Annotated in this window: 20 protein-coding genes; 3 read left to right on the top strand and 17 right to left on the bottom strand. The window is 63.5% G+C overall.

Annotation, left to right across the window (positions count from 1 at the left end):
• Nucleotides 1-163 precede the first annotated feature (163 nt).
• The 14 genes from hemN to ccoN (MRBLPB4O_RS19835) all read right to left on the bottom strand — a co-directional run bounded on the left by hemN (nt 164) and on the right by ccoN (MRBLPB4O_RS19835) (nt 14281).
• Nucleotides 164-1546 carry an oxygen-independent coproporphyrinogen III oxidase gene (hemN, locus tag MRBLPB4O_RS19900; RefSeq protein WP_341796378.1) on the bottom strand — a complete coding sequence of 461 codons (1383 nt, stop codon included), beginning with the start codon at nt 1544-1546 and terminating at the stop codon, nt 164-166.
• A gap of 105 nt (nt 1547-1651) precedes the next feature.
• On the bottom strand, nt 1652-2335 hold the full coding sequence (locus MRBLPB4O_RS19895) for a sulfite exporter TauE/SafE family protein (protein WP_341796377.1): 684 nt from the start codon (nt 2333-2335) through the stop codon (nt 1652-1654).
• Nucleotides 2328-2543, bottom strand: a complete 216-nt coding sequence (gene ccoS / locus MRBLPB4O_RS19890; RefSeq protein WP_016498640.1) for a cbb3-type cytochrome oxidase assembly protein CcoS — start codon at nt 2541-2543, stop codon at nt 2328-2330. Before ccoS ends, MRBLPB4O_RS19895 begins: the two co-directional genes overlap by 8 nt.
• Nucleotides 2522-4996 (bottom strand): heavy metal translocating P-type ATPase, encoded by a 2475-nt coding sequence (locus MRBLPB4O_RS19885; RefSeq protein ID WP_341796376.1) that lies wholly within the window; start codon nt 4994-4996, stop codon nt 2522-2524. The genes ccoS and MRBLPB4O_RS19885 overlap by 22 nt, the downstream gene beginning before the upstream one ends.
• Nucleotides 4997-5135: 139 nt before the next feature.
• Complete coding sequence (locus tag MRBLPB4O_RS19880) at nt 5136-5666, bottom strand: FixH family protein (RefSeq protein WP_341796375.1); 531 nt, start codon at nt 5664-5666, stop codon at nt 5136-5138.
• Between the two features lie 15 nt (nt 5667-5681).
• Nucleotides 5682-7097, bottom strand: coding sequence for a cytochrome c oxidase accessory protein CcoG (gene ccoG, locus MRBLPB4O_RS19875; RefSeq protein ID WP_063423132.1), 1416 nt, complete (start codon nt 7095-7097; stop codon nt 5682-5684).
• A gap of 319 nt (nt 7098-7416) precedes the next feature.
• A complete protein-coding gene (gene ccoP, locus MRBLPB4O_RS19870; RefSeq protein ID WP_016498644.1) occupies nt 7417-8397 on the bottom strand; it encodes a cytochrome-c oxidase, cbb3-type subunit III in 981 nt (326 codons plus the stop codon).
• The gene (locus tag MRBLPB4O_RS19865; RefSeq protein WP_024718181.1) at nt 8394-8585 is read right to left on the bottom strand and encodes a CcoQ/FixQ family Cbb3-type cytochrome c oxidase assembly chaperone; all 192 of its coding nucleotides are present in this window, start codon (nt 8583-8585) and stop codon (nt 8394-8396) included. Before MRBLPB4O_RS19865 ends, ccoP (MRBLPB4O_RS19870) begins: the two co-directional genes overlap by 4 nt.
• A gap of 5 nt (nt 8586-8590) precedes the next feature.
• On the bottom strand, nt 8591-9199 hold the full coding sequence (gene ccoO / locus MRBLPB4O_RS19860) for a cytochrome-c oxidase, cbb3-type subunit II (RefSeq protein WP_341796374.1): 609 nt from the start codon (nt 9197-9199) through the stop codon (nt 8591-8593).
• The gene (ccoN, locus tag MRBLPB4O_RS19855; RefSeq protein WP_016498645.1) at nt 9199-10641 is read right to left on the bottom strand and encodes a cytochrome-c oxidase, cbb3-type subunit I; all 1443 of its coding nucleotides are present in this window, start codon (nt 10639-10641) and stop codon (nt 9199-9201) included. Before ccoN (MRBLPB4O_RS19855) ends, ccoO (MRBLPB4O_RS19860) begins: the two co-directional genes overlap by 1 nt.
• Before the next feature lie 446 nt (nt 10642-11087).
• Nucleotides 11088-12029, bottom strand: coding sequence for a cytochrome-c oxidase, cbb3-type subunit III (gene ccoP / locus MRBLPB4O_RS19850; protein WP_341796373.1), 942 nt, complete (start codon nt 12027-12029; stop codon nt 11088-11090).
• Complete coding sequence (locus MRBLPB4O_RS19845; protein ID WP_341796372.1) at nt 12026-12229, bottom strand: CcoQ/FixQ family Cbb3-type cytochrome c oxidase assembly chaperone; 204 nt, start codon at nt 12227-12229, stop codon at nt 12026-12028. Before MRBLPB4O_RS19845 ends, ccoP (MRBLPB4O_RS19850) begins: the two co-directional genes overlap by 4 nt.
• 5 nt (nt 12230-12234) lie before the next feature.
• Nucleotides 12235-12843, bottom strand: coding sequence for a cytochrome-c oxidase, cbb3-type subunit II (ccoO, locus tag MRBLPB4O_RS19840; RefSeq protein WP_016498648.1), 609 nt, complete (start codon nt 12841-12843; stop codon nt 12235-12237).
• Nucleotides 12844-12856: 13 nt separating this feature from the next.
• Entirely contained in the window at nt 12857-14281 is a 1425-nt protein-coding gene (gene ccoN, locus MRBLPB4O_RS19835) for a cytochrome-c oxidase, cbb3-type subunit I (RefSeq protein WP_016498649.1), read from the bottom strand.
• 50 nt (nt 14282-14331) lie between these two features.
• On the opposite strand from ccoN (MRBLPB4O_RS19835), the gene MRBLPB4O_RS19830 reads away from it, so the two are divergent.
• Entirely contained in the window at nt 14332-15024 is a 693-nt protein-coding gene (locus MRBLPB4O_RS19830) for an alpha/beta family hydrolase (protein ID WP_063423129.1), read from the top strand.
• A 51-nt stretch (nt 15025-15075) separates the two neighbouring features.
• Here MRBLPB4O_RS19830 and MRBLPB4O_RS19825 read toward each other — a convergent pair whose 3' ends face one another.
• Complete coding sequence (locus MRBLPB4O_RS19825; RefSeq protein WP_016498651.1) at nt 15076-15360, bottom strand: pyrimidine/purine nucleoside phosphorylase; 285 nt, start codon at nt 15358-15360, stop codon at nt 15076-15078.
• A gap of 73 nt (nt 15361-15433) precedes the next feature.
• Nucleotides 15434-15985: an exonuclease domain-containing protein gene (locus MRBLPB4O_RS19820; RefSeq protein ID WP_341796371.1), complete on the bottom strand. Its 552-nt coding sequence runs from the start codon at nt 15983-15985 to the stop codon at nt 15434-15436.
• 171 nt (nt 15986-16156) lie between these two features.
• Between MRBLPB4O_RS19820 and MRBLPB4O_RS19815 the strand changes: the two genes are divergently transcribed.
• Both MRBLPB4O_RS19815 and MRBLPB4O_RS19810 read left to right on the top strand, forming a co-directional pair.
• Nucleotides 16157-16957: a transporter substrate-binding domain-containing protein gene (locus MRBLPB4O_RS19815; RefSeq protein ID WP_341796370.1), complete on the top strand. Its 801-nt coding sequence runs from the start codon at nt 16157-16159 to the stop codon at nt 16955-16957.
• Nucleotides 16958-17020: 63 nt separating this feature from the next.
• Entirely contained in the window at nt 17021-18034 is a 1014-nt protein-coding gene (locus tag MRBLPB4O_RS19810; protein ID WP_341796369.1) for a GNAT family N-acetyltransferase, read from the top strand.
• A gap of 166 nt (nt 18035-18200) precedes the next feature.
• Here the strand turns inward: MRBLPB4O_RS19810 and MRBLPB4O_RS19805 are convergent, their stop codons facing one another.
• Nucleotides 18201-18731, bottom strand: coding sequence for an RNA polymerase factor sigma-70 (locus MRBLPB4O_RS19805; RefSeq protein WP_341796368.1), 531 nt, complete (start codon nt 18729-18731; stop codon nt 18201-18203).
• Nucleotides 18732-18873: the final 142 nt, after the last annotated feature.

The raw sequence follows: 18873 nt of genomic DNA, 5'->3' as shown, positions 1-18873 counted from the left end.
CACACATAAGTCGTAAGGGTAACCCACGACACAGGGTGTAGGCCAGCATGCGCGTTGATGGTGCGCCCTGGCGAAACCCCGGCAGACCTCCTGCCGGGAGTCCTTGTGTGCCCATACTGTGCCTGGCAAGGAAGCTTGTCCATGCGGTTGAACGACTCGGTTTTCAGATAACCCGCGAGAAGCGCTGGCGGTTGTGCATCGCCAGGTAGGCGTCGAACACCATGCATACCGAGCGCGCCAGCAGGCGGCCGGCCGGCAGGATGCGGATGCCCTTGGCATCCAGGCTGATCAGGCCGTCGCGCTGCAAGGTCAGCAGCTCTGGCCAGAGGTCGTTGAAGTAACCGCGAAAATCGATGGTGAGGGCCTGTTCGATGGGTTCGAATGCCAGCTCGAAATGGCAGATCAGCTGCTGGATCACCGCGCGGCGTATCCGGTCGTCGTGGTTGCACACCAGGCCGCGCTGGGTGGCCAGCTGGGCGTTGGACAGGCTCTCCTGGTAGGTATTGAGGTCGCTGCTGTTCTGGCAGTACAGGTCACCGATCTGGCTGATGGCCGACACCCCCAGGCCAATCAGGTCGCAGTGCCCGTGCGTGGTGTAGCCCTGGAAGTTGCGCTGCAGGGTGCCTTCTTCCTGAGCGACGGCCAGTTCGTCGTCGGGCAGGGCGAAGTGGTCCATGCCGATGTAGCGGTAGCCGGCGGCGGTCAACTGGTCGATGGTAGCGTGCAGCATCTCCAGCTTGGCGGCCGGGCTGGGCAGGTCGTTGTCGTCGATGCGCCGCTGGGGCATGAAGCGCTCGGGCAGGTGGGCGTAGTTGAACACCGACAGGCGGTCGGGCTGCAGGCGGATCACTTCTTCGACGGTGCGCGCAAAGCCTTCCGGGGTTTGCTTGGGCAGGCCGTAGATCAGGTCCAGGTTGACCGAGCGGAACTGCAGGGTGCGCGCAGCTTCGATCAGTGTGCGGGTCTGTTCCAGGCTCTGCAGGCGGTTGACCGCACGCTGCACGGCCGGGTCGAGGTCCTGCACGCCCAGGCTGACGCGGTTGAAGCCCAGCTCACGGAGCAGGCCCATGGTCGACCAGTCAGCCTCGCGGGGGTCGATCTCGATGCCGTAGTCGCCGGAGTCATCGTCCAGCAGGTGGAAATGCTGGCGCAGGGTGGCCATCAGCTGGCGCAGTTCCACATGGCTGAGGAAGGTTGGCGTGCCGCCGCCGAAATGCAGCTGTTCAACCCGTTGCTTGGGCCCCAGGTGGCAGGCGATCAGCTGGATTTCCTGCTCCAGGCGCTGCAGGTACGGCGCGGCGCGGGCACGGTCCTTGGTGATGACCTTGTTGCAGGCGCAGTAGTAGCAGATGTTGGCGCAAAACGGCACGTGCACATACAACGACAGCGGGCGCACGGCACGACGGCTCTCGCGCAGGGCGTGGAGCAGGTCGAACGAGCCCACCTCGCTGTGCAGTTGCACGGCGGTCGGGTAGGAGGTGTAGCGTGGCCCGGCCAGATCGTAGCGGCGGATCAGGTCGGTATCCCAACGAAGGTCGTCGAGCATGAGGGCGGTCCCCGGAAAGAGCAGCAGTGTTCCGGAGTCTATGGCTGTCTGTAGGGATGGGTGTTGATTTGCATCAAGGGCATTGGGGCCGCAGAGAGGCCCCCGTCAATGCCCCATCAACCAGTGCTGGTGTGGGCCCGGCATGGTCCAGATACCGAATAGCATCACCAGCACACCGCCCGCCACCCGCACGCTCCGTCGCCGCAACAGGGCGTTTACCCGTTCGGCCGCCAGCCCGGTGGCCAGCAGCACCGGCCAGGTTCCAAGCCCGAACGCCAGCATCAACGCCGCGCTGTACCCGGCGTTGCCTTGGCTGGCTGCCCACAGCAGGGTGCTGTACACCAACCCGCAGGGCAGCCAGCCCCACAGGGCGCCCAGCAGCAATGCCCGGGGCAGGCTGGACACCGGCAGCAAGCGCGACGCCAGCGGCTGGATATGCCGCCACAGCCCGCGCCCCAAGGCTTCGATACGGATCAGGCCGCTCCACCAGCCGGCCAGGTACAGCCCCATGGCGATCAACAGCAGCGCAGCCACCACCCGCAGCGCCAATGCTGCCGGGCTGCTGGCCACGGCCCAGCCGGCCAGGCCCAGCAACAGGCCGGCGCTGGCATAACTGAGAATGCGCCCAAGGTTGTACGCCAGCAGCAGGCGCAAGCGCCGGCCACGCTGCTCTGGCGGGATGGCCAGGGTCAGCGCGCCCATCAGGCCGCCGCACATGCCCAGGCAGTGGCCGCCGCCAAGCAGGCCAAGGACCAGTGCCGAGCCAAGCAGGGGAAGCAGATCAGGCACGGGGTGGTGGTTCCTTGTCGGCGTCGGCCGGGGTGTCGTCAGGCTTCACCGCAGCCTGGTGGCGCGGGTCCTGGTCGTCGAACAGAATGCTGTGGGCGGGGCCTTCGAGGTCGTCGTACTGGCCGCTGTCCACCGCCCAGAAGAAGATATACACGGCCACGCCGACCAGCAGCAGGGCTGCGGGGATCATGACATAGAGGGCGGGCATGGCGACTTCCTCCCGGGCAGGGGTGCTTCGGTTTTCGGCAGGCTCGATGCCATCGGCATGCGGGTAAGGCGCAGGGCATTGAGCACCACGATCAGCGAGCTGACCGACATGCCGATGGCGGCCCACACCGGGGTGATCCAGCCGAGCGCGGCAAACGGCAACATCAGGCCATTATACAAGGTGGCCCACAGCAGGTTCTCGAGGATGTTGCGGCGGGTGCGGCGGGCCAGGTCGAAGGCCTGCACCAGGGCTGGCAGGCGGTTGGACAGCAGCACGGCGTCGGCGCTGGTCTTGGCAAGGTCGGTGGCGCTGCCCATGGCGATGCTGATGTCGGCGGCGGCCAGCACTGGCACGTCGTTGACCCCGTCGCCGAGCATCAGCACCTTGCGCCCGGCCGCCTGCAGCGCCTTCAGCCGGTCCAGCTTGTCGTCCGGGCGCAGGCCACCAATGGCCTGGTCGATGCCCAGTTGCGCGGCCACTTCGGCGACCATCGGCGAACTGTCGCCCGACAGCAGCAGCGTGCGCCAGCCTCGCGCCTTGCAGGCGGCGAGCAGGGCCGGGGCGTCCTCGCGCAGGCGGTCGTCCAGGCCAAACCAGGCCAGCGGCCCCTGGCGGTCACCCAGTAGCAGCCACTGGCCGCGGGGCTCCGGCACGCCGGGGATCTCCGCACCGCTCAGGGCGCAGACGAAGGTGGCCTGGCCGATACGCAGGCGTTGGCCGTCGACCAGTCCTTCCAGGCCCAGGCCTGGCACGGTCTGTACATCGTCGGCGGGTATCGCGTTACGGCCGAATGCGCGGGCGATGGGGTGTTCGGAGCGGTTTTCCAGGGCGGCGGCCAGGGCCAGGCAGCGGTCAGCGGGTACGCTGCCGAGCGGGCGGATGCTGCGCAAAGTCAGGCGGCCTTCGGTCAGTGTGCCGGTTTTGTCGAAGATTACCGTGTCGATCTGGTTAAGGCCTTCGAGGACATGGCCGCGGGTTATCAGCAGGCCTAGCTTGTGCAGGGTGCCGGTGGCGGCAGTCAGTGCCGTAGGCGTGGCCAGGGACAACGCGCAGGGGCAGGTGGCTACCAGCATGGCCAGCACGATCCAGAACGCCCGTGCAGGGTCCAGGTACCACCACCACAGGCCGATGGCCATGGCAGCCACCAGCGAGAACAGCAGAAACCACTGCGAGGCCCGGTCGGCGATTTCGGCCAGGCGCGGTTTTTCGGTCTGGGCGCGTTCCAGCAGGCGGACGATGGCCGAGAGCCTGGAATCGTGGCCGAGGGCTTCGACTTCCACGTTCAGGGTGCTTTCGACATTCAGCGTACCGCCGGTGACCCGCTCGCCCACGCGGCGCGGTTGCGGCAGGTATTCGCCGGTCAGCAGCGACTCGTCGATGCTGGAGCGGCCTTCGACGATGCGCCCGTCGGCGGGGATAACCGCGCCGGGCAGCACCTGCACCGTGTCACCGCAGTGCAGCTCGCTGAGCAGAATGCGCTCGCTGCGGCCAAGGGCGTCCAGGCGCAGGCACGAGGCCGGCAGCAGGTTGACCAGCTGCGCGGTGGCCGCAGCCGTGCGTTCGCGGGCACGGCGCTCCAGGTAGCGGCCGGTGAGCAGGAACAGGGCGAACATGCCCACGGTGTCGAAATACAGCTCACCGCTGCCGGTGATCGCGGTCCAGATGCCGGCGCCGAAAGCCAGGGCGATGGCCAGTGACACCGAAACGTCCATGGTCAGGTGGCGTGTGCGCAGGTCGCGTGCTGCGCCTTTGAAGAACGGCGCGCAGCTGTAGAAGACGATGGGGATGGTCAGGAACAGGGCCACCCAGCGCAGGATGGTGTGCAGTTCCGGTGACAGGTCGATGTTGAATTCCGGCCAGGTGGCCATGGTCGCCATCATTGCCTGGAACCACAGCAGCCCGGCCACGCCGAGGCGGCGCAAAGCGCTACGGTTCTCTTGGGCCAGTTGCTCGGCGGCCTTGTCGGGCTGGTAGGGGTGGGCGGCGTAACCGATCTGGCGCAACTCGGCGAGCAGGTGTGACAGCGGCAGTTGCTTGTCGTCCCAGCTCAGCAGCAGGCGGTGGTTGGACAGGTTAAGGCGCGCCTCGGCGACGCCGGGCAGGTTGCGCAGGTGCTTCTCGATCAGCCAGCCGCAGGCGGCGCAGCTGATGCCTTCGACCAGCAGGGTAGTTTCGGCCAGCTCGCCCTGGTGGCGGACGAAGGTTTGCTGCACGTCGCTGCGGTCGTACAGGGCCAGTTCGTCTTGCAACTGCCTGGGCAGGGCCTCGGGGTTGGCGCTGTTGTCACTGCGGTGCTGGTAGTAGTGCTCCAGGCCACCGGCGACGATCGACTCTGCCACCGCCTGGCAGCCGGGGCAGCAGAACTGCCGCGGCTGGCCGAGAACCACGGCGGTGAAGCGGCTGCCGGCGGGGACGGGCAGGGCGCAGTGGTAGCAGGGGGTGGGCTGGGTCATAAGGTAAGCACGACTGCTCAAGCAGAGATGAAACCCTGTGGGAGCGGGCGTGCCCGCGAAAGCGTCAGGCCTGAAAACACCTTTGCCTGAGCTACCGCATTCGCGGGCATGCCCGCTCCCACAGGGATTTGCGATGTTGCTACTGTTGGTGCTCGGCACCTTGCAGGGCTTCGTCACCCAGCTGCAAGGTCACACCATGCTCCACTTTTTCCTCTTCGAACAAGCGCCACACCTGGCCACCTTCACTGCCCAGCAGCTCGACAAAGCGGCGCCCGTCGACCTTGTCCTCCAGCTGCCCCACATAGCGCCCCGCGTCGACCCTGGTGAGCAGTACCTTGCGGTCCTTCTCCGGCTGGGTGGGCGAAATCAGGTTCAGCTCCAGGTTTTGCGGGCCACTGCTGCCAGTAAGGCGAAGGTCCACTTCGCCGGTCAACTCGTCCAGGTGCACGGCGGCCTTCAGGCTCAGTTGCTGCGCCAGCAGTTCGCGGTCCAGCGAGCGGTTGATGCCTTTGCCGGCCTCGTAGTAGTTGTCGTTCACCAGGTTGTCCGGGTTGCGCACGGCAATGCTGACCATTGTCAGGCTCAGGCACACCGAGGTGGTGAGGATGCCGATGATGATCCAGGGCCAGAGGTGCTTGTACCAAGGGCTGGCAGCGGTGGCGGCAGGCATTGTGCGTTATCTCTCTCAGCGGATCTGTGGGCCGATGAAGCGGCTCTTGGCTTCAACCTGGGCGTCGCTGTCGTCGGCGCTTTTGAGGGTGAAGGTGATTTCGTTGGTGGTCGATGGCAGTTTCTCAGGCGCGACCGACAGCTGCACCGGCAGGCTGACGATATCACCGGCAGCCACGCGGATCTCGCGCTGGCCTTCAAGCTTGAGGTCCGGCAGGCCGGCAGCGTCCAGTACGTAGACGTGGTCGCGCTGGTCCTTGTTCATCACTTTCAGGCTGTACACGTTTTCGATCCGGCCCTGGGCGTTCTCGCGGTACAGCACGCGGTCTTTGCTCACGTCGAAGCCAACCAGCGAGCGGGTGGCGAAGGCAGTCGCAAGGCCAATGATCATCACCAGCAGCACTGCGGCATAGCCGATCAGGCGTGGGCGCAGCATGTGGGTTTTCTGCCCGGACAGGTTGTGTTCGGTGGTGTAGCTGATCAGCCCCTTGGGGTAGTTCATCTTGTCCATGATGCTGTCGCAGGCATCGATGCAAGCGGCGCAACCGATGCACTCGATCTGCAGGCCGTCACGGATGTCGATGCCGGTGGGGCAGACTTGAACGCACATTGTGCAGTCGATGCAGTCGCCAAGGCCTTGGGCCTTGTAGTCGGTGTCTTTTTTACGTGGCCCGCGGGTTTCGCCACGACGCGGGTCGTAGGACACGATCAGCGTGTCCTTGTCGAACATCACGCTCTGGAAGCGTGCATAGGGGCACATGTACACGCACACCTGCTCGCGCAGCCAGCCGGCGTTGCCGTAGGTGGCGAGGGTGAAGAAGCCGACCCAGAAGTAGGCCCAGCCATCGGCCTGACCGGTGAAGAATTCGATGACCAGCTCGCGGATGGGCGAGAAGTAGCCGACAAAGGTCATGCCGGTGACAAAGCCGATCAGCAGCCACAGGCTGTGCTTGGCAAACTTGCGCAGGAACTTGTTGCCGCTCATGGGGGCTTTGTCGAGCTTCATGCGCTGGTTGCGGTCGCCTTCCGTGACCTTTTCGCACCACATGAAAATCCACGTCCACACGCTTTGCGGGCAGGTGTAGCCGCACCATACGCGGCCTGCGTACACGGTGACGAAGAACAGGCCGAAGGCGGCGACGATCAGGATGCCCGACAGCAGGATGAAGTCCTGCGGCCAGATGGTGGCGCCGAAGATGTAGAACTTGCGCTCGGGCAGGTTCCACCATACGGCCTGGTGGCCGCCCCAGTTCAGCCACACGGTGCCGAAGTACAGCAAAAACAGCACCGCACCGCCGACCATGCGCAGGCGACGGAACAGGCCGGTGAAGGCGCGGGTGTAGATTTTTTCCCGGGAGGCGTAGAGGTCGACGGAATCCTTCCCTTTGCTGGCAGGCGGGGTCACATCATGTACCGGAATTTGCTTGCTCATCATCAAGTCCCACGGCAGTGGAGAAACGCCGCGGCCAGTGCGTGCCGGCCGCAGTCTCGCGCAATCTGCTAGCGCTCTGCGGTCCATGATACGCCGCTGATGGCAGCATGGGGTCGCACTGCGACCTTTAGTCGCGTTGGGTTCGTGGTATGAATCGTGTTATGGCGGGTGTCAATTGATCCAGGTCATCAGCCTGCCAGAAATGCACTGGCTGCACCGGCCTCTTCGCGGGCTTGCCCGCTCCCACAGGAACTGCACCGACCTCAAGAATGGTGAGCAACTGTGGGAGCGGGCAAGCCCGCGAAGAGGCCAGGCCTGCTTACTCAGCCTTGGCCTGCGCCTGGTCCCGTTGCGACAGGCTGTAAACATAAGCCGCCAGCAAGTGCACTTTGTCATTACCCTGCAGCTGTTCTTGCGCCGGCATCTGCCCTTGGCGACCATAGCGAATGGTCTGCTGCAGCTGGGCAAAGCTCGAACCGTAGATGAACGCCTGTGGGTGGGTCAGGTTCGGTGCACCCATGGCTGGGGTTCCTTTGCCTTCTGGCCCGTGGCAGGCCACGCAGTTGGCGGCGAAGATCTTCTGGCCGTTCTCGGCGTCGGCCTTCGCGCCCTCAGGCAGGGTGCGGCCATCGAGCTTGCTGACTACGAAGGCAGCCACGTCGGCCACGCCCTGATCACCGATTACTTCGGCCCAGGCTGGCATCACGCCGTGGCGGCCGCCCATGATGGTGGTCTTGATGGTTTCGGGCTCGCCGCCCCAGCGCCAGTCGTTGTCGGTCAGGTTGGGGAAGCCGAAGGCGCCCTTGGCGTCGGAACCGTGGCATACCGAGCAGTTGGAAGCGAACAGCCGCGCGCCCATTTTCAGTGCCTGCGGGTCCTTGGCAACCTCTTCGATGGGCATGGCGGCGAACTTGGCGAAGATCGGCCCGAAGCGGGCGTCGGCCTTGGCCATTTCCTTTTCCCACTCGTGCACGCCGGTCCAGCCCGGCTGGCCGTTGGAAAACTCGGTCTGCTTGTCGTTATCCAGGTACGAGTAGCCCGGCAGGATGCCTTTCCAGTTGCCCAGGCCCGGGTACAGCACCAGGTAGCCGAGGGCAAAGATGATGGTGCCGACGAACAGCCAGAACCACCATTTTGGCAGCGGGTTGTCATATTCCTCGATGCCATCGAAGGCATGCCCGACGGTTTCGTCGGTGACCTCTTCGCGCTGGCCCTTGCGGGTCGACAGCAACAGCCAGGTCAACGAGAAGATGGTGCCCAGGGTCAGGACGGTAACGTACAGACTCCAGAAGGTTGTCATTGTTTTTTGCTCCCAGAAGCTTTTGCTTGCTCGACGTGCCGGGTGGCCTCGGGGTCATCCGCGAAGGGCAGTTGGGTCGCTTCGTCGAAGTCCTTTTTACGCCGTGGGTTGAACACCCACAGCGCCAGGCCCACGAAGGCCACCATCACCACGACGGTGCCCAGGCCGCGAATCATCCCGATATCCATCAGCGTCACCGTTTGCTCTTGATGATGGTGCCAAGACCTTGCAGGTACGCGACGATGGCGTCCATTTCGGTCTTGCCCTTGACCGCGTCACTCGCGCCGGCAATGTCGGCATCGGTGTACGGGGTACCGAGTGTGCGCAGCACCTCCAGCTTCTTCGCGGTGTCCTTGCCATCGAGCTTGTTCTCGACCAGCCACGGGTAGGACGGCATCTTCGATTCCGGCACCACGTTGCGCGGGTTGTAGAGGTGCGCGCGGTGCCAGTCGTCCGAGTAGCGGCCGCCAACACGGGCCAGGTCCGGCCCCGTACGCTTGGAGCCCCACAGGAACGGGTGGTCCCACACGCTCTCACCGGCCACCGAGTAGTGACCGTAGCGCTCGGTTTCGGCGCGGAACGGGCGGATCATCTGCGAATGGCAGCCTACGCAGCCCTCGCGGATGTAGATATCACGGCCTTCCACCTCCAACGCGGTGCGCGGCTTCATGCCTTCGACCGGCTTGTTGGTGACGTCCTGGAAAAACAGCGGGACGATCTGGGTCAGGCCACCGACGCTGACGGCGATGACCATGAAGAAGGCCAGCAGGCCTATGTTCTTCTCGACGGCTTCATGCTTCATCAGTGCGCTCCCACAACGACGATCTTGGCGGCTTCCTCAGCCTGTGCCGGGTTGGCGGCACGTACGGTACGGAACACGTTGTAGGCCATCAGCAGCATGCCGCTGGCGAAGAACGCACCGCCCAGGGCGCGGACGATATAGCCAGGGTGGCTGGCCTGCAGGGCTTCGACGAAGGAGTAGGTGAGGGTGCCGTCATCGTTGATGGCGCGCCACATCAGGCCTTGGGTGATGCCGTTGACCCACATCGAGGCGATGTACAGCACGGTGCCGATGGTGGCCAGCCAGAAGTGCGCGTTGATCAGGCCGATGCTGTGCATCTGCTCGCGTCCGTAGAGTTTCGGGATCATGTGGTACACGGCGCCGATCGAGATCATTGCCACCCAGCCGAGCGCGCCGGCGTGGACGTGGCCGATGGTCCAGTCGGTGTAGTGCGACAGGGAGTTCACGGTCTTGATGGCCATCATCGGGCCTTCGAAGGTGGACATGCCGTAGAACGCCAGCGAAACGACCAAGAAGCGCAGGATCGGGTCGGTGCGCAGTTTGTGCCAGGCACCGGACAGGGTCATCATGCCGTTGATCATGCCGCCCCAGCTTGGCGCCAGCAGGATGATCGACATCACCATGCCCAGCGATTGCGCCCAGTCGGGCAGGGCGGTGTAGTGCAGGTGGTGCGGGCCAGCCCAGATATACAGGGTGATCAGCGCCCAGAAGTGCACGATGGACAGGCGATACGAGTAGATCGGCCGCTCGGCCTGCTTGGGCACGAAGTAGTACATCATCCCCAGAAAGCCGGTGGTGAGGAAGAAGCCCACGGCGTTGTGGCCATACCACCACTGGATCATCGCGTCGGTGGCGCCAGCGTAGGCCGAGTACGACTTGAACAGGCTCACCGGCAGCGAGATGTGGTTGACGATGTGCAGCATCGCGGTGACCACGATGAAGGCGCCGTAGAACCAGTTGCCGACATAAATGTGCTTGGTCTTGCGCTTGACGATGGTGCCGAAGAACACCAGCCCGTAGGTGACCCAGACGATGGCCAGCAGGATCGCCAGCGGCCATTCGAGCTCGGCGTATTCCTTGGTGGTGGTGTAGCCCATCGGCAGGGTGATCAGCGCGCCGAGGATCACCGCCTGCCAACCCCAGAAGGTGAAGGCGGCCATGCTGTCGGAGATCAGCCGGGTCTGGCAGGTGCGCTGCACCACGTAGTAGCTGGTGCCGAACAGCGCACAGCCCCCGAAGGCGAAGATCACCAGGTTGGTGTGCAGCGGGCGCAGGCGGCCGAAGCTGGTCCAGGGCAGGTCCAGGTTCAGTTGCGGCCATACCAGCTGCGAGGCGATGAAGACGCCGAGGCCCATGCCAAGGATCCCCCAGACCACCGTCATGATGGCGAACTGGCGGACGACCTTATAGTTATAAGCAGTCGGACTGATTGCTGTGCTCATTCTAAGGTTCCACGGTTTTAATGTTCTTGTTGGTCGAAAAATCGGCGCCAGTATTGATAACCAGCAAGGCTACTGCAACGCAACTTTGGTACGCCGACCCGTGTCCGGGCCCGTTCACTGATGTCCCGCAGTGATCGGGTCTGGACGATTGTACACAAATAAATATTTGTAATGTGTACCGTTTTTCACCTTTTTCTGATCGATCGGTCAAGCTTTTTTTGGGGCGGCGACAGGCTATGCGCCGCGTCTGCTTCAGTCCTTTCGGAGCGAAGCCCACTGAGGCAACAAGCTTAGTTGTGTTCGGAGGGGGTGCAAGGAGGGGGTAGAGCGGGGAGAGGGGCTGCTTTGCAGCCCATTCGCAGCACAAGGCTGCTCCTACAGTTGTTACGCGATCCCTGTAGGAGCAGCCTTGTGCTGCGAATGGGCCGCAAAGCGGCCCCGGGGTACTACTTGGAGGTCACCGTTTCAGCAGCGCTATCTTGCGACAGGCTATACACGTAAGCCGCCAGCAGGTGCACCTTGTCGTTGCCCTGGATATCGGCCTGCGCCGGCATCTGCCCCTGGCGACCATAACGAATGGTCTGCTGCAGCTGGGCAAAGCTCGAGCCATAGATGAACGCCTGCGGATGGGTCAGGTCGGGTGCGCCCATGGCGGGAGTGCCCTTGCCTTCAGGCCCGTGGCAGGCCACGCAGTTGGCAGCGAAGATATGCTTGCCCTTGACCACGTCGGCCTTGCTCCCTTCAGGCAGGCTGCGGCCGTCAAGGTTGGTCAGCACGAATGCGGCCACATCGGCCACGCCCTGATCACCGATCACCTCGGCCCAAGCTGGCATCACGCCATGACGGCCATTCATGATCGAAGCCTTGATGGTTTCTGCTTCGCCGCCCCAGCGCCAATCCTTGTCGGTGAGGTTGGGGAAACCGAAGGCACCCTTGGCGTCCGAGCCGTGGCACACCGAGCAGTTGGAGGCAAACAGGCGGCCGCCCATTTTCAGCGCCTGCGGGTCCTTGGCCACTTCTTCCACGGGCATGGCGGCGTACTTGGCGAAGATCGGGCCGAACCTGGCGTCAGCCTTGTCCATTTCCTTTTGCCATTCGTTGACGCCGGTCCAGCCATTTTCATAACCCGGCAGGATGCCTTTCCAGTTGCCCAGGCCCGGGTAGAGGATGAGATAGCCGACCGAGAACACCAGGGTGCCGACGAACAGCCAGAACCACCACTTGGGCAGCGGGTTGTCGTACTCCTCGATGCCGTCGAAGCTGTGGCCCATGGTCTGGTCGGTGGTGTTCTTGCTCTCGCCCTTGCGGGTGGCGAGCAGCAGCCAGGTCAGGCCGATCAGGCTACCGATGGTCAGTACGCTGATGTACGTACTCCAGAAGGTGGTCATTGCCCGTTACTCCTTGCAGCAGTCGTGGCAGCAGGTTCCTGCCCGTTAGTGGGCAGGTGGTCGTCGACGAAGGGCAGCAGGCGCGCTTCGGCGAAATCACGGTCGCGGCGGCGGTTGAATACCCACAGGGAGAGGCCGATGAAGGCGATCATCACCACCAGGGTGCCCAGGCCGCGGATCATGCCGATGTCCATTTCCATCGCACTCACCTCTTGTTCTTGATCGCGGTGCCGAGCACCTGCAGGTAGGCGACCAGTGCATCCATCTCGGTCTTGCCCTTGACCGCGTCGCGGGCGCCGGCAATGTCGTCGTCGGAATACGGCACGCCCAAGGTGCGCAAGGTGCGCATCTTGACGTCGGTGTGGCTGTTGTCGACCTGCTGGGCGACCAGCCACGGGTACGACGGCATCTTCGACTCCGGCACCACGTTGCGCGGGTTGTACAGGTGCGCGCGGTGCCAGTCGTCCGAGTAGCGGCCGCCAACACGGGCCAGGTCCGGCCCGGTGCGCTTGGAGCCCCACAGGAACGGGTGGTCCCACACGCTCTCGCCGGCCACCGAGTAGTGGCCGTAGCGCTCGGTTTCGGCGCGGAACGGGCGGATCATCTGCGAGTGGCAGCCCACGCAGCCTTCGCGGATGTAGATATCGCGGCCTTCCAGTTGCAGTGCGGTGTAGGGTTTCATGCCTTCCACCGGCTTGTTGGTGACGTCCTGGAAGAACAGCGGGACGATCTGGGTCAGGCCGCCGATACTGACGGCGAACACCATCAGCAGGGCCATCAGGCCGACGTTTTTCTCGATGACTTCATGTTTCATCAGGCGTTTCTCCTCAAGCCAACTGGGCGTTCGCAGGGGCGACGTCAAGCGCTGGCGAACGCACGGTGCGCCAGGTGTTCCAGGCCATCAGGAACATGCCGCTGAGGAAGATCGCGCCGCCGACGAAGCGCACGACAAAGCCTGGGTGGCTGGCTACCAGGGTTTCCACGAACGAATAGGTGAGCGTGCCGTCGCTGTTGACTGCGCGCCACATCAGGCCCTGGGCGATGCCGTTGACCCACATCGAGGCGATGTACAGCACGGTGCCGATGGTGGCCAGCCAGAAGTGCGCGTTGATCAGGCCAAGGCTGTACATGCGTTCCTTGCCGAACACTTTCGGGATGGTGTGGTACAGCGCACCGATCGAGATCATTGCCACCCAGCCGAGGGCGCCGGCATGCACGTGGCCGATGGTCCAGTCGGTGTAGTGGGACAAGGCGTTGACCGTCTTGATGGCCATCATCGGCCCTTCGAAGGTGGACATGCCGTAGAACGCCAGCGATACCACCAAAAAGCGCAGGATCGGGTCGCTGCGCAGTTTGTGCCAGGCGCCCGACAGGGTCATCATGCCGTTGATCATGCCGCCCCAGCTCGGTGCCAGCAGGATCAGCGACATCACCATGCCCAGCGACTGCGCCCAGTCGGGCAGGGCGGTGTAGTGCAGGTGGTGCGGGCCGGCCCAGATGTACAGGGTGATCAGCGCCCAGAAGTGCACGATCGACAGGCGATAGGAATACACCGGCCGCTCGGCCTGCTTGGGCACGTAGTAGTACATCATCCCCAGGAAGCCCGCAGTCAGGAAGAAGCCTACCGCGTTGTGGCCGTACCACCACTGCACCATGGCATCGGTGGCGCCGGCGTACACCGAGTACGACTTGGTCAGGCTGACCGGCAGCTCCAGGTTGTTGACGATGTGCAGTAACGCCACGGTGAGGATGAAGGCACCGAAGAACCAGTTACCCACGTAGATGTGCTTGGTGTTGCGCTTCATCAGCGTGCCGAAGAACACGATGGCGTAGCCCACCCAGACGATGGTGATCAGGATGTCGATCGGCCATTCCAGTTCGGCGTATTCCTTGGAGCTGGTGTAGCCCAGTGGCAGGCTGATGGCCGCCAGCAGGATCACCAGTTGCCAGCCCCAGAAGGTGAACGCGGCCAGGCGCGGTGCAAACAGGGTGGTCTGGCAGGTGCGTTGCACCGAATAATAGGAGGTGGCGAACAGCGCGCAGCCGCCGAAAGCGAAGATCACCGCATTGGTATGCAGGGGGCGCAGGCGGCCGAAGCTGGTCCAGGGGAGGTCGAAGTTGAGGGAAGGCCAGGCGAGCTGGGCGGCGATGAAGACGCCGAGCCCCATCCCGACGATTCCCCACACCACCGTCATGATGGCGAATTGGCGGACCACCTTGTAGTTATAGGCGGTACTGCTGGTTGTGTTCATGTATGGGTTCCCATCCACGGTTATTTGGCAGGCTTTACAGCGAGGCAAGCATGATTAATGGGCAAAGTGCCGGTATTGACGGGGATCAATGGGCGAAGGTCGGAAATGTCCCAGGCTTGCGCTGCGATCCTCCACAGGCTCAGGGCAAGGACGGCTACAAGGGCTGCCTGATCCTGGCCCACGGCGCAGGTGCGCCGATGGACAGCGGGTTCATGGACGAAATGGCGCAAAGGCTTGCGGCGCTTGGGGTGGCGGTAGTGCGCTTCGAGTTCCCGTACATGGCCGAGCGCAGGGTTACCGGCGGCAAACGGCCGCCGAACCCGCAGAAGGTGCTGCTGGAATGCTGGCGCGAGGTGTACCGGCAGGTGCGACCTTTGGTCGCGGGCAGGCTGGCCGTGGGTGGCAAGTCCATGGGCGGGCGCATGGCGAGCCTGTTGGCCGACGAACTGGGCGCGGATGCGCTGGTGTGCCTGGGCTATCCGTTCTATGCGGTGGGTAAACCCGAGAAACCACGTGTGGAGCACCTGGCCGGGCTGAAAACCCCGACATTGATCGTGCAGGGCGAACGGGATGCGCTGGGTAACCGCGAGGCGGTGGCGGGGTATGCGTTGTCGCCGGCAATCGAAGTGAGCTGGCTAGTGGCGGGGGACCATGACCTGAAGCCGTTGAAGGCCTCGGGGTTCAGCCATGAGCAGCATATGCAGTCGGCGGCGGAACGCGTTGCTGATTTCCTGAAGGATTAGTGCTGGATTCTTCGCGGGCATGCCCGCGAAGAGGCCGGCACAGGCCGACGCTTAGTCGCGGTACTCGCACAGGTAAGCGGTATCCACCTTCACCTGCAGCTGGAACTTGCTGTTGGCGGCAACATTGAACTTGTCGCCCGCATTGAAGGTTTCCCAGTTGTCGCTGCCTGGCAGCTTCACGGTCAGCGCGCCCGATACCACGTGCATGATCTCGCGCTTGGCAGTGCCGAACTCGTATTCGCCCGGGGCCATGACGCCGACAGTGGCCGGGCCTTCTTCGCCCGCGAATGCGATCGACTTGACGGTGCCGTTGAAGTACTCGTTGACCTGGAACATGGGCGACTCCTGAAAAGGGGGATGAAAAAGGGCTGGCCAGTATGCCCAAGCCCACAGGCCTCGTCATCTGCTTTCAGGGGCTGTTGGCGGGCAGGGTCAACGGCAATAGCCGCGCCGTGTTGCGCGCATCTTCAAGGGCCCGGTGCTGCTGCCCGCAAAAGTGCATGCCGGCCAGGTGCAGGGCACCGTTCAGGCCGGTGGGGCGCTGCAGGTGGCGAGCCTTGGCAAAGCGTTGCTTGAGGTTGATGTGCGGCAAGGTCCGTAGCAGGCTGTCGAGCCCGTGAAGCTGCCATTCCTGGTGCAGTTGCTGGCGGTCGTAGTCGCCCCAGCTGACCCAGGCCTGAATCTGCTCACGGTGGGGCCCGAGCCAGCGCTCGAAGCTTGCCCACACCTCGCGAAACGGCGCAGCGCTGTCCACATCGGCCTGGCTTATGTGCGTCAGTTCGCGGCAAAAAGGGGTCAGCTGTGGCCGCCGCCGTGGCCGCACGAAACACTGAAAGTGGTCGACCTCGCGGCCTTCGCGGGTAACCAGGCTGGCGCCGATTTCAATGACTTCCATTTCTGTTACCGGCCACCCACCCTCGTCGGTGGTGGCTTCCAGGTCGATCACCAACCAATGGCCCATACCAGGCTCCCTTGCAGATCCTGCTAGAGCGTAGCCAAACTCCGCGCATACGGCACCCCCTGGCATATTGCCGCCTGCTTTGTCACAAAGAGCGCGCACCGGCAGTTGTGCCGCTTCCGGAAAACGCCTAGCTTAAGCGGACCCAGGCATGAACCGTGATGAGCGTCCGTCTTGACTCCTGCACCCGGCCCCAAGGCCTTGTCCACCCTGATGTTGCTGGCCGTGTATTGGCTGGCGGTGCCGGCATGGGCTGCCGACGCCGTGGAGGTGAAGATTGGCGCGGCGCATTTCCCGCCCTACACGGTCCGCCCTGAACAGGGGGCCGACACCGGCCTGTTGCCGCAACTGGTCGACGCGCTCAACCGCTTGCAGCAGGGTTATCACTTCGTCCTGGTGCCCACTTCCATCCAGCGGCGTTTTGGTGACTTCCAGCAAGGCCGCACCGACATGGCGATTTTCGAGAACCCACAATGGGGCTGGGAGCAGATTGCCCACCAGACCGTCGACATGGGCCTGGAGGATGCCGAAGTGTTCGTTGCCCGCCAGGCCAATGGCAGCGACCCGCATTACTTCGACGACCTGAGTGACAAACGTTTGGCATTGTTCAACGGCTACCACTACGCGTTCGCCCGCTTCAACTCCGACCCCGACTACCTGCGCGAAGCCTACAACGCGACCCTGACCTACTCCCACGACAGCAACCTGCTGATGGTGCAGGCCGGCCGCGCCGATATCGCCCTGGTCACGCGCTCCTACCTCAGTGATTTCCTGGCGCGCAACCCGGCCAGCAAGGCGCAGCTGGTGCCTTCGCAGCGTATCGACCAGGTCTATCACCACTACGCCTTGCTGCGCCCGGGTGCCCCTATCGGCGAGCAGTCGTTTGCCGGCCTGCTGCGTGACCTGCGTGAAAGCGGTGAACTGGCACGGATCTTCGAGCCCTACCGCATTACCGTCTCGGTCCCCCAAGACTAAATTCACGCACTGCGGCAACGTTCTCAACAGTGAGCCTTTTCTTCATTTTCGTGAGTCCAGCCCATGCCGTTCGATGCCGCTTCGCAGCCTCAGTCACCGCCACGCTGGCGCAGCCTCAGTGCCGAGGAGGGTGACAGCTGGCTAAGCCTCACCCTCGAAGGCCGCCCACTGATCCAGGTGCGCCTGGAGGCGGTCGCTAGCTTGCACGTCCACCTTGAGCGCGTCTGCCATGAGCGCCCCTATCAAGCCTTGTGGGCTGCCTGCTACTGGCTGCTATCCCGCGATACGGGCTGCCAGCGCCTGGTCTGGCACTTGCCCGAGGTACAGCCCCAGGCACTGGCCAGTGGCTTGCTGCTGGTGGCTGAGCAAGCTGGTCAGTACCTGTGCGAGCGGGCGCTGTTCTGGCAACTGCCACAGCCATGGCTGGGTGATGCGCTGGCCTCGGTGTACCCGCAGCAGATGCAGATCAGCAACGGCAAGCGTCACCCGCGCCGCGCGCCCAAGCCCCGTTGTGAGGTGTACCGGCGCTTCGATGCGCGCCTGGGTAGCTGGGTGTCGCTGCGCACGCTGGAGATCGAGCACGACCTGGAGCGTTTCAACCGCTGGCAGAACAACCCGCGGGTGGATGCGTTCTGGCAGGAGGGCGGCACGCTGGCGCAGCACCGCGAGTACCTGGGCAAGCTGGAGGCCGACCCGCATACCCTGACACTGATCGGCTGCTTTGATGATGAGCCGTTTGCCTACTTCGAGGCGTACTGGGCCAAGGAAGATCGCATTGCTCCGTTCTACGCGGCCGATGACTACGACCGCGGCATTCACATGCTGGTAGGGGAGGAGAACCATCGCGGGCCGCACAAGGTGGCCAGCTGGCTATCGGCGCTGGTGCACTACCTGTTCCTGGATGACCCGCGTACCCAGCGGGTGGTGGCTGAGCCACGTGCTGACAACGGCAAGATGATCGGCTACATGCACGACCAGTGCTTCCATTGCGACAAAGAGTTCGACTTCCCGCACAAGCGTGCGGCGCTGATGATTCTGGGGCGGGAACGGTTCTTCGATCGCTGCAAGCTGGCTTGAGGGTTCTGGTGGCTCCTGCAGGAGATGGTGGCCTTTTGGAGGAGCAGCCTTGTGCTGCGAAGGGGTCGGCAAGACAAGCGATATGTTGTGTCGGGGTGGGACTCTTCGCAGCACAAGGCTGCTCCTACCTCGGGCCGGGGGGGGGCTGTAGGTAGGAGCCTTGGTTTTAAACCTGCCGGTTGGCCGTCTTGCGGCAGTGCACCAGCGCATCGCGGATCATGAAGTTGACCAGTGTCGGCGACACCCCCAGCTCCTTGGCAATGTCCTTCTGCGGTACGCCATGCAGGCGGTACATCTCGAACGCATAGCGGGTACGCTGCGGCAGTTCGTTCAGCGCCTCGGCAATGTCATCCAGCGCGGCGAGGTTGATGTGGGTCGCTTCGGGCGAGGCGTTCTGGAGGACCACGTTCAGGCCTTCCTCCTCGCTGCCGGAGTACTTCAGCTCCATCGCCTGCTTACGGTAGTGGTCAATCGCCAGGTTGCGCACAATCTGGAACAGGTAGCTGAGCTGCGCCTTGAACGACGAGGTGATCTGCGGGGCGGCGTTGAGCCGAAAAAAGGCATCCTGCACCACATCTTCGGCGCGCGAGCGGCAGCCGGTGATGCGGGCGGCGATCTTGACCAGGATGCTGCGATTGTCGACGAAGGCCTGCAGTAATGGTGAATCGCACTTACTTGTGGATAGTTGTTCCGCCATGGAAATCACCTTGTCACAGAGGGGAAAGGAGGCCCCCAAGGCTGGGAAGCTTCCTACGACGTGCGACAAGCTATTCAGAATGATAATGATTGTCAAATACGAAACGTAATTAGTATCTGTATCTTTCAGTTCTAAGCCCGCA

It is taken from the genome of Pseudomonas sp. LPB4.O, assembly GCF_038383825.1.
In the GTDB taxonomy this organism is placed as follows: domain Bacteria; phylum Pseudomonadota; class Gammaproteobacteria; order Pseudomonadales; family Pseudomonadaceae; genus Aquipseudomonas; species Aquipseudomonas putida.
Note: the sequence above shows the minus strand (reverse complement) of the source record. Positions and strands in the feature narration are given on the sequence as shown.

Coding starts and splice junctions, on each gene's coding strand:
- hemN (WP_341796378.1), bottom strand. CDS start 1,546: ATGCTCGACGACCTTCGTTGGGATACCGACCTGATCCGCCGCTACGAT.
- ccoS (WP_016498640.1), bottom strand. CDS start 2,543: ATGCCCGCCCTCTATGTCATGATCCCCGCAGCCCTGCTGCTGGTCGGC.
- MRBLPB4O_RS19885 (WP_341796376.1), bottom strand. CDS start 4,996: ATGACCCAGCCCACCCCCTGCTACCACTGCGCCCTGCCCGTCCCCGCC.
- MRBLPB4O_RS19880 (WP_341796375.1), bottom strand. CDS start 5,666: ATGCCTGCCGCCACCGCTGCCAGCCCTTGGTACAAGCACCTCTGGCCC.
- ccoG (WP_063423132.1), bottom strand. CDS start 7,097: ATGAGCAAGCAAATTCCGGTACATGATGTGACCCCGCCTGCCAGCAAA.
- ccoP (WP_016498644.1), bottom strand. CDS start 8,397: ATGACAACCTTCTGGAGTCTGTACGTTACCGTCCTGACCCTGGGCACC.
- MRBLPB4O_RS19865 (WP_024718181.1), bottom strand. CDS start 8,585: ATGGATATCGGGATGATTCGCGGCCTGGGCACCGTCGTGGTGATGGTG.
- ccoO (WP_341796374.1), bottom strand. CDS start 9,199: ATGAAGCATGAAGCCGTCGAGAAGAACATAGGCCTGCTGGCCTTCTTC.
- ccoN (WP_016498645.1), bottom strand. CDS start 10,641: ATGAGCACAGCAATCAGTCCGACTGCTTATAACTATAAGGTCGTCCGC.
- ccoP (WP_341796373.1), bottom strand. CDS start 12,029: ATGACCACCTTCTGGAGTACGTACATCAGCGTACTGACCATCGGTAGC.
- MRBLPB4O_RS19845 (WP_341796372.1), bottom strand. CDS start 12,229: ATGGAAATGGACATCGGCATGATCCGCGGCCTGGGCACCCTGGTGGTG.
- ccoO (WP_016498648.1), bottom strand. CDS start 12,843: ATGAAACATGAAGTCATCGAGAAAAACGTCGGCCTGATGGCCCTGCTG.
- ccoN (WP_016498649.1), bottom strand. CDS start 14,281: ATGAACACAACCAGCAGTACCGCCTATAACTACAAGGTGGTCCGCCAA.
- MRBLPB4O_RS19830 (WP_063423129.1), top strand. CDS start 14,332: ATGATTAATGGGCAAAGTGCCGGTATTGACGGGGATCAATGGGCGAAG.
- MRBLPB4O_RS19825 (WP_016498651.1), bottom strand. CDS start 15,360: ATGTTCCAGGTCAACGAGTACTTCAACGGCACCGTCAAGTCGATCGCA.
- MRBLPB4O_RS19820 (WP_341796371.1), bottom strand. CDS start 15,985: ATGGGCCATTGGTTGGTGATCGACCTGGAAGCCACCACCGACGAGGGT.
- MRBLPB4O_RS19810 (WP_341796369.1), top strand. CDS start 17,021: ATGCCGTTCGATGCCGCTTCGCAGCCTCAGTCACCGCCACGCTGGCGC.
- MRBLPB4O_RS19805 (WP_341796368.1), bottom strand. CDS start 18,731: ATGGCGGAACAACTATCCACAAGTAAGTGCGATTCACCATTACTGCAG.